The sequence below is a fragment of the Pseudomonas tehranensis genome, from assembly GCF_014268615.1.
Classification (GTDB): Bacteria; Pseudomonadota; Gammaproteobacteria; order Pseudomonadales; family Pseudomonadaceae; genus Aquipseudomonas; species Aquipseudomonas tehranensis.
The window spans coordinates 1-8,354 of the sequence record NZ_JABWQV010000222.1; the positions used below are offsets into that span (position 1 = coordinate 1).

The window sequence follows — 8,354 nt, forward strand, 5'->3', positions numbered from 1 at the left end:
ATTCCCTGTGGGAGCGGGCTTGCTCGCGAATGGGACAATGCCGCTCAACCTGAATGAACACCAACCAACAGGCAAAAAAAATCCCCGAACCAGTCGGGGATTTTTTATGTTCGATCAATCAGCCCGAGAGCGGATCAATCTTCGCGATAGCGACGCAGTTTGAGCTGCTTGCCGGCGACACGAGTGTCCTTCAGTTTGGTCAGCAACTTCTCCAGACCATCTTCCGGCAGCTCTACCAGGCTGAAGCTGTCACGTACCTGGATGCGACCGATGGCCTCACGAGCCAGGCCGCCTTCGTTGAGAATGGCGCCCAGCAGGTTCTTGGCCGCGATGCCGTCACGGGCACCCAGCGCGGTACGGCAGCGCGCACGGCCTTCGGCCAGCGGGATCGGTGCGCGACGCTCGCGATCACCACGGTCCGGACGATCACCGCTACGCTCTGGACGATCGCCACGCGGTGCGTTGTTCGGCACCAGTGGACGCTCCTTCTCGATCGCAGCGAGGGTCAGCGCCTGACCATTGGTGGCCTTGCGCAGCAGAGCAGCGGCCAGGGCACGTGGGGTGCAACCGATGTCGGCGGTCAGGCGATCGAGCAGATCACCGTGGGTCGATTCGGCGTCAGCCACCAGTGGCGACAGGCTGTTGGTGAGTTTCTTGATGCGGGCATCAAGCACCGCCTGGGCGTCCGGCAGACGAACCTCGGCAACCTTCTGACCGGTTACACGCTCAATCACTTGCAGCATGCGGCGCTCACGCGGGGTGACCAGCAGCAGTGCACGACCTTCGCGACCGGCACGGCCGGTACGGCCGATACGGTGAACGTAGGATTCCGGATCGTACGGCATGTCCACGTTGAACACGTGGGTGATGCGCGGAACGTCCAGGCCACGGGCGGCAACGTCAGTCGCCACAACGATGTCCAGACGGCCATCCTTGAGGGAATCGATCACGCGCTCACGCTGGTTCTGGGCAATATCGCCGTTCAGCGCAGCGGCTTTGTAGCCTTTGGCTTCCAGGGCGCTGGCCAGGTCCAGGGTCGCTTGCTTGGTGCGTACGAACATGATCAGGGCGTCGAAATCCTCGACTTCCAGCAGGCTCAGCACGGCCGAGGTCTTCTGGTCGGCGTGAACCAACAGGTGAGCCTGTTCGATCGCGGTGACGGTCTGGGTCTTGGTCTGGATCTTTACGTGTTGCGGATCGCGCAGGTGGCGCTCGGCAATGGCGCGGATCGACTGCGGCAGAGTGGCCGAGAACAATACAGTCTGACGGGTCGCTGGCAGGGCCTTGAAGATGACTTCCAGGTCATCCATGAAACCCAGCTTGAGCATTTCGTCGGCTTCATCGAGAACCAGGTGGTTCACGGTGGCCAGGACTTTTTCGTCACGACGCAGGTGGTCGCACAGACGGCCCGGAGTGGCGACAACAATCTGCGCGCCGTTACGGATGGCTTTCAGTTGCGGGCCCATCGGAGCGCCGCCGTAGACAGCCACGACGGTTACACCAGGCATTTGCTTGGAGTAGGTTTCAAAAGCGGTTGCTACTTGCAGCGCCAACTCACGAGTTGGCGCCAGGATCAGGGCTTGCGGTTCGCGCTTAGCAGGATCGATGCGATGCAGGATCGGCAGGGCGAACGCGGCGGTTTTACCCGTACCGGTTTGCGCCTGACCAATCATGTCGTGACCGGCCATGATGATCGGGATCGATTGCTGCTGAATAGCCGAAGGTTCTTCGTAGCCGGTCGCAATGACGGCTGCAAGAATGTTCGGATTAAGATTAAAAGCGACGAAGCCGCCGGTTTCCTGGGTCATGGGTCTGCCTCTAAGTGCATCCGCAAAGACCCATGCTCCAAAGCTGCGCGTGCCGTGTTGAGACTCAAGAGTCGCCCTGGCTGCTTTGTCGGCGGGGATTTGCGAAAACGAATGAATGAAAAAGAACGTCGTGGAAGCATCCGTTGTGCGGACATGCAACCGAAGCTGGCTTCGGGGAATTGCGCTACCTTGACGCGGCCCGGCTAAAGGCCGGCGCGCACTATACCGGAAATCGCCTGAAAAGGGAGATTTTTTATCGTAGAACACGCCTGTGGCGAGGGAGCTTGCTCCCTCGCCTCTCAGGTCGCGGGGCGGATCGCCTTGATCAGTGGCAACAGCGAATAACCCAATTGCGGCGCCAGCCCTTCAGCCCGAGCCACCAGGCTATCCATGTCCAGCGTCTGGTCCAGATCCGCCGGCACGATCAGGATGACATTGCCTTCTTTCACCGGCAGCTCCCAGTAATGCCGGTGGTACAAGCCGCGCAGCAGGGCCGCGCCCAATGGTTTGCCGTCGTCGGTGGCCCATTGGTTGATCACCAGCCAGCCGCCCGGATTGAGGCGTTTCTGGCAGTTTTCCAGAAAACCCCAGGCCAGGTGCCCGACGCCGGGGCCGACGTCGGTATAGAGGTCGACAAAGATCAGGTCCGCCGGCTCAGCGGTTTCCAGCAGTTCCAAAGCATCGCCAACGCGGATGTACAGCCGCGGATCGTCGTCCAGCCCCAGGTATTGGATAGCCAGGCGCGGCACATCGGGACGCAGTTCGATGGCTTCGACGTCTTCCAGCGGCAGGAACTTGAGGCAGGCCTGGGTCAGCGTCCCGGCGCCCAGTCCCAGGAACAGCGCGCTTTCCGGCTGCTCGTGGCACAACGCGCCAATCAACATGGCGCGGGTGTAATCATATTCGAGCCAGCTCGGGTCGGCCGTGAACACGCAGCTCTGTTCGATGGCGTCGCCAAATTCCAGAAAACGGTAGTCCGCCACTTCGAGAACCCGGATAACACCGAACTGGTCATGCACTTCGGCGAGCAAATGCTCGACGCGCTCCTCTGTCATTTCATCTCCTGTGGCTACGCTGACCCTGAGCATAACCGGGGCAAAAGCGCGATTGTCCGCGAAGCGACGCAAACAGGTCACGCACTAATTTGCTGATAACATGGCAGCCCGAGCGTAAACCACCTAGAGATCATGATGAGCCAACCCTGGAGCCCTGACAGCTGGCGCGCCCTGCCGATCCAGCAGCAACCCCGATACCCCGACGCGGCGCATTTGCTGCAGGTCGAGCAGACCCTGGCCAGTTATCCGCCGCTGGTGTTTGCCGGTGAAGCCCGGGAGTTGCGCCGTCAGTTCGCCGAAGTCACCCAAGGCCGGGCCTTCCTGCTGCAGGGCGGCGACTGCGCCGAGAGCTTTGCCGAGTTCTCGGCGGCGAAGATCCGCGACACCTTCAAAGTGTTGCTGCAAATGGCGATCGTCATGACCTTCGCCGCCGGTTGCCCGGTGGTCAAGGTCGGCCGCATGGCCGGGCAGTTCGCCAAGCCGCGCTCGGCCAACGATGAGACGATTGGCGGTGTAACCTTGCCGGCCTATCGAGGCGACATCGTCAACGGTATCGGCTTCGACGAAAAAAGCCGCGTGCCGGACCCGGAGCGGCTGCTGCAGTCATACCACCAGTCCACCGCCACCTTGAACCTGCTACGGGCCTTCGCCCAGGGTGGATTCGCAGATCTGCATCAGGTGCACAAGTGGAACCTGGACTTCATCGCCAACTCTGCCCTGGCTGAGAAGTACAGCCACTTGGCCGACCGTATCGACGAAACCCTGGCCTTCATGCGCGCCTGTGGCATGGACAGCTCGCCGCAATTGCGCGAAACCAGTTTCTTCACCGCCCACGAAGCCCTGCTGCTCAATTACGAAGAAGCGTTCGTGCGCCGCGACAGCCTGACCAACGATTACTACGACTGCTCGGCCCACATGCTGTGGATCGGTGACCGCACCCGTCAGCTGGACGGTGCCCATGTCGAATTCCTGCGCGGGGTGAACAACCCGATCGGCGTCAAGGTCGGCCCGAGCATGAACCCCGACGACTTGATCCGCCTGATCGACGTGCTCAATCCGGACAATGATCCGGGGCGACTGAACCTGATCGCGCGAATGGGCGCGAACAAGGTCGGCGATCACCTGCCACAGCTGTTACGCGCCGTGCAGCGAGAAGGCAAGCAGGTGCTGTGGAGTTCAGACCCGATGCACGGCAACACCATCAAGGCCAGCAGCGGTTACAAGACCCGGGATTTCGCGCAAATCCTCGGCGAGGTGAAGCAGTTCTTCCAGGTTCACGAAGCTGAAGGCACGTATGCCGGCGGCATTCACATCGAAATGACCGGGCAGAACGTCACCGAATGCATTGGCGGTGCGCGGCCGATCACCGAGGACGGGCTGTCGGATCGTTACCACACGCATTGCGATCCGCGGATGAATGCCGATCAGTCGCTGGAACTGGCGTTTCTGATTGCTGAGACGTTGAAGCAGGTGAGGCGGTGAGTCAGTAAGTCCTCGTCGCTTGTTGGATTGCTATCGCGAGCAGGCTCGCTCCCACATTGACCGCGCCCTTCACAAAAACGGTGTACATCAAAGGTCAACTGTGGGAGCGAGCCTGCTCGCGATGGGGCCAGTTCAGTCACCACCCACCTCAGCCAACGCCCCCGCCAACCGAACCCCGCCCGCCCGAGCGCAATTGAGCTGGACCCGCGCCAACCCCAGCCAGTCGGCCAGGCGTCGCAGATTCACCGCCAATGCCTGCAGCCCCTCCTCGTCCAGCCCCGGCTCTTCTTCGTGCACGGCATGCACCGCTAATCGACCCAAAGCCCGCTCCGCCCGCAGGTCGACCCTCGCCGCAATGCGTTCATGGTGCAGGAACGGCAACACGTAATAGCCATACACCCGCTTGTGAGCCGGGGTATAAATCTCCAGCCGATAACGAAAGTCGAACAGCCGCTCGGTACGGCTGCGCTCCCAGACCAGCGAATCGAACGGCGACAACAGCGCGCTGACCGCCACCTTGCGGGGGATTTTTACGCTGGGGCGGCACCAGGCCGGTTGCTTCCAGCCTTGCACCTGACAGCGCATCAGCTCACCGGCCTCCTCCAGCTCAGCCAGGCGCTCGCGGCTATCGGCCGGATCGAGACGAAAATAGTCGCGCAAGTCTTTCTCCGTGCCCACGCCCAAGGCCTCGGCGGCATGCAGCAACAAGGCACGCTGAGCCTGGGGCTCGTCCGGCAGGGGTTGTTGCAGGATCGAGGACGGGAGCACGCGTTCCGGCAAGTCGTAAAGCCGCTCGAAACCGCGCCGCCCCGCCACCGTCACTTCACCCGCCGCGAACAGCCATTCCAGCGCATGCTTCTCGGCGCTCCAGTCCCACCAGGGTCCGGCCTTTTCCTGGCGCGTGGACAAACTGCCCGCCCCCACGGCGCCTTGCTCACGGACCGAAGCCAAGACGCGACGAATGACATCCTGACGCTCCTGACCAAACTGTGCCAACTGTCGATAAATGCCCTCACCGCGGGCAGCACGATCCATGCGCCAGCGCATCAGCGGATACATCGCCAGCGGCAGCAGCGAGGCTTCGTGTCCCCAATATTCGAACAGCGTACGACGTCGACCCTGGCTCCAGGCTGCCTGATCGAGCAAATCGGGGGTGTAGTGACCGAGACGGGAAAACAGCGGAAGGTAGTGCGAACGCACCAATGCATTGACTGAATCAATCTGCAGGACGCCGAGGCGTTCAATCAGGCGGTTAAGGCGCGCCGGTTGCACCGAAGCTGCCGTTGACCGCCCGTCGAATCCCTGGGCGGCCAACGCCAGACGCCGGGCCTGTTTGAGGGTAAAGGACAGAGTCGCGGGCATGAAGATCTCCTTGTCTGCTCGCAACCTACCTCACCATTAAGCGGTTTGTGTAGGGAAGGATGGCTCATTTGTGCATCGGGTCATCCCAGAATGGCCGAACCACTTCTTTTTCGACGTCGGCACGGCTGACGCCGATGTCCTTGAGCGCCTCATCGCTCATTCCGGCAAGCAGTTCACGTTCGTGGTGCAATTCGTACCAGCGGCTAAACTTGTGCAGCAGAGCGCTGATGGAAAAGCCGTGGGACGAGAGTTTTTCTATCAGTAGATAACCTTTTTGACCTTTCATCGTGATGTCCTCCGTTGGGGATGGCTCAAGTCTCGCGCCAACGCTAAGATCAATCCAACGAATGTTTCTTATGCAATACATCTCGGAGATTGATCAATTGTCGAGTTACCCGAGCATCGATACGGAAGTGCTGCGAACCTTTGTCGCGATCGCTGACCAGGGTGGTTTCACCCGTGCCGGTGAGCTGGTCAATCGCACCCAGTCCGCCGTCAGCATGCAGATGAAGCGGCTGGAAGAAGATGTCTTGCAGCGGCGGCTGTTCGAGCGTGACGGGCGCCAGGTCAAGCTGACCGCCGAAGGCCAGGTGTTGCTGGGCTACGCCCGGCGGATCCTCAAGCTGCACAGCGAAGTGTTCAACACCCTGCGTGAACCGCACATGGTCGGCACGGTGCGCATTGGCACCCCGGACGATTACGTGATGCGCTTTTTGCCAGGGATCCTGCAGCGCTTCGCCCAGTTCTACCCCTTGATCGAAATTGAAGTGCACTGCGAGTCATCCAAACAGTTGCTGCTGCGCCAGGATCTGGACCTGTCCATCGTCACCCGCAAACCGGGGGACGAAATCGGCCAGTTATTGCGCAAGGAACGCTTTGTCTGGGCCGAAGCGGCGTGCTTCAACGTCCACGAACAAACACCGTTGCCGCTGGCGATGTTCAACAGTGATTGCTTCTGTCGGCAATGGGCCTGCAATGCGCTGGATGCCATGGGCCGCGATTATCGCGTGGCGTACAACAGCTCCAGCCTGTCGGCGCTCATGGCGGTGGTCGGCGCGGGCCTGGCGATCACCGCGCAGCTGGAAAGCCTGCTGACACCCGACATGCGCGTGCTGGGCGAGGCGGAAAACCTGCCGGAGTTGCCCGAGGCCAGCATCATGCTGATCCGCAACCTGCATAATCCGTCGCCGATCACCGAGTGCCTGGCCGAGCACATCGTCGAAGGGTTCAAACTTTAAAGGCGAGCAAGATCGCGCACAGCACCAGGAAGCCGCAGAACAGCCCGCGCAGCAGCCGCTCCGGCATGGCGTGGGCAACCTTTACCCCCCAACTGATACTGAGCAGCCCCCCGGCGGCCAGCGGCAGGCCGATCCACCAGTCCACTTGATGATGCACCGCATACGTGGCAAGGGTCACGCCGGTACTGGGCAAGGCCAACGAGAGAGACAATCCCTGGGCGACCACCTGACTGGTGCCAAACAGGCTGGTCAGGAACGGCGTTGCGACGACCGCCCCGCCGACACCGAACAATCCGCCCATGGTCCCCGACGCAGCCCCCAGCACGGCGAGCCACGGCCAGCCATAACGCATCTGCGCCGAAGCCGGCGCGCTGGCGGCGAACATGCGGATCAAGTTGTAGGCCGCCAGGACGATCAGGAAGGCCACGAAGCCGATTCGCATGCTTTGCGCGTCGATGCCCACGGCCCAGATCGAGCCAAGCCAGGCAAAGCAAAAACCCATGGAGGCCAGTGGCAGTACATGACGCATTTCAATGCGATTGCGCTGGTGGTAGCGCCACAAGGCGAGCATCACGTTTGGCACGACCATCACCAGGGCCGTGCCCTGGGCGATCTGCTGATCGAGGCCGAACAACAGGCCCAGCACCGGAATGGCGATCAACCCGCCACCAATCCCGAACAATCCCCCCAAAGTGCCCAATGCGGCACCGAACGCCAGATACATCACACCTTCGATCACAGCCGATTCCCCCTTGATCAGGGCGCTTATCCTACGCAGTCGGCGCTCACGGGGGAACGCAACATCTGATCAGAACGTCAGAATTATCTGGCGCATTAAAGGTTCGCCCGCTAGATTCGTAGCCATCATTGATTGAAGGTTCTGCCATGAGCACCCAGCGCGTTACCCCCGAACCCTGCGAAGCCCTGTTGCTCGACAATCAGGTGTGCTTTGCCCTGCACTCCACGTCGCTGCTGATGACCAAAGTCTACAAGCCGCTGCTGCAAGCCCTGGGCCTGACTTATCCGCAGTACCTGGCGATGATGGTGCTGTGGGAAAAGGATGGTCTGACTGTCGGTGAAATCAGCAATCGCTTGCTCACCGATCCGGGCTCACTGACCCCGTTGCTCAAGCGCCTGGAGGCCGAGGGTTTGCTGAGCCGCACCCGTAGTCGCGAAGATGAACGCGTGGTCATCGTCGAGCTCACCGAACAGGGACGCGCCCTGCAGGAAAAAGCCCTCGACATTCCCCAGTGCATTCTCGGCGCCAGTGGCCAGACCCTGGAGCAATTGAAGAAGCTGCAACTTGACCTGCAAGCGTTGCGCAGCAACCTGCAAGACAGCCTCTGAAACGCAGCCTCTCCAGCAGCAGCGTCAACTGCCCCACCGCTATCGCGAGCAGGCTCGCTCCC

8 protein-coding genes are annotated in these 8,354 nt (G+C 61.2%); 3 read left to right on the forward strand and 5 right to left on the reverse strand.

The window, feature by feature from the left end:
* Positions 1-134: 134 nt before the first annotated feature.
* Together HU811_RS22155 and HU811_RS22160 are read right to left on the reverse strand one after the other, a co-directional pair.
* Positions 135-1,808 carry a DEAD/DEAH box helicase gene (locus tag HU811_RS22155; RefSeq protein ID WP_047226368.1) on the reverse strand — a complete coding sequence of 558 codons (1,674 nt, stop codon included), beginning with the start codon at positions 1,806-1,808 and terminating at the stop codon, positions 135-137.
* Positions 1,809-2,107: 299 nt separating this feature from the next.
* On the reverse strand, positions 2,108-2,863 hold the full coding sequence (locus HU811_RS22160; protein WP_186658098.1) for a spermidine synthase: 756 nt from the start codon (positions 2,861-2,863) through the stop codon (positions 2,108-2,110).
* Between the two features lie 135 nt (positions 2,864-2,998).
* Between HU811_RS22160 and HU811_RS22165 the strand changes: the two genes are divergently transcribed.
* Positions 2,999-4,345, forward strand: a complete 1,347-nt coding sequence (locus HU811_RS22165) for a class II 3-deoxy-7-phosphoheptulonate synthase (RefSeq protein WP_092401922.1) — start codon at positions 2,999-3,001, stop codon at positions 4,343-4,345.
* 132 nt (positions 4,346-4,477) lie between these two features.
* Here the strand turns inward: HU811_RS22165 and HU811_RS22170 are convergent, their stop codons facing one another.
* Entirely contained in the window at positions 4,478-5,707 is a 1,230-nt protein-coding gene (locus HU811_RS22170; RefSeq protein WP_186658099.1) for a winged helix-turn-helix domain-containing protein, read from the reverse strand.
* A 64-nt stretch (positions 5,708-5,771) separates the two neighbouring features.
* Entirely contained in the window at positions 5,772-5,993 is a 222-nt protein-coding gene (locus HU811_RS22175) for a DUF1127 domain-containing protein (RefSeq protein ID WP_047226364.1), read from the reverse strand.
* Positions 5,994-6,090: 97 nt separating this feature from the next.
* Between HU811_RS22175 and HU811_RS22180 the strand changes: the two genes are divergently transcribed.
* Positions 6,091-6,945 carry a LysR substrate-binding domain-containing protein gene (locus HU811_RS22180; RefSeq protein ID WP_030141879.1) on the forward strand — a complete coding sequence of 285 codons (855 nt, stop codon included), beginning with the start codon at positions 6,091-6,093 and terminating at the stop codon, positions 6,943-6,945.
* Here the strand turns inward: HU811_RS22180 and HU811_RS22185 are convergent.
* Entirely contained in the window at positions 6,935-7,669 is a 735-nt protein-coding gene (locus HU811_RS22185) for a sulfite exporter TauE/SafE family protein (RefSeq protein ID WP_177193382.1), read from the reverse strand. The genes HU811_RS22180 and HU811_RS22185 overlap by 11 nt on opposite strands.
* Positions 7,670-7,830: 161 nt before the next feature.
* Between HU811_RS22185 and HU811_RS22190 the strand changes: the two genes are divergently transcribed.
* A complete protein-coding gene (locus HU811_RS22190) occupies positions 7,831-8,292 on the forward strand; it encodes a MarR family winged helix-turn-helix transcriptional regulator (RefSeq protein ID WP_092401934.1) in 462 nt (153 codons plus the stop codon).
* The last annotated feature ends 62 nt before the right edge of the window (positions 8,293-8,354 follow it).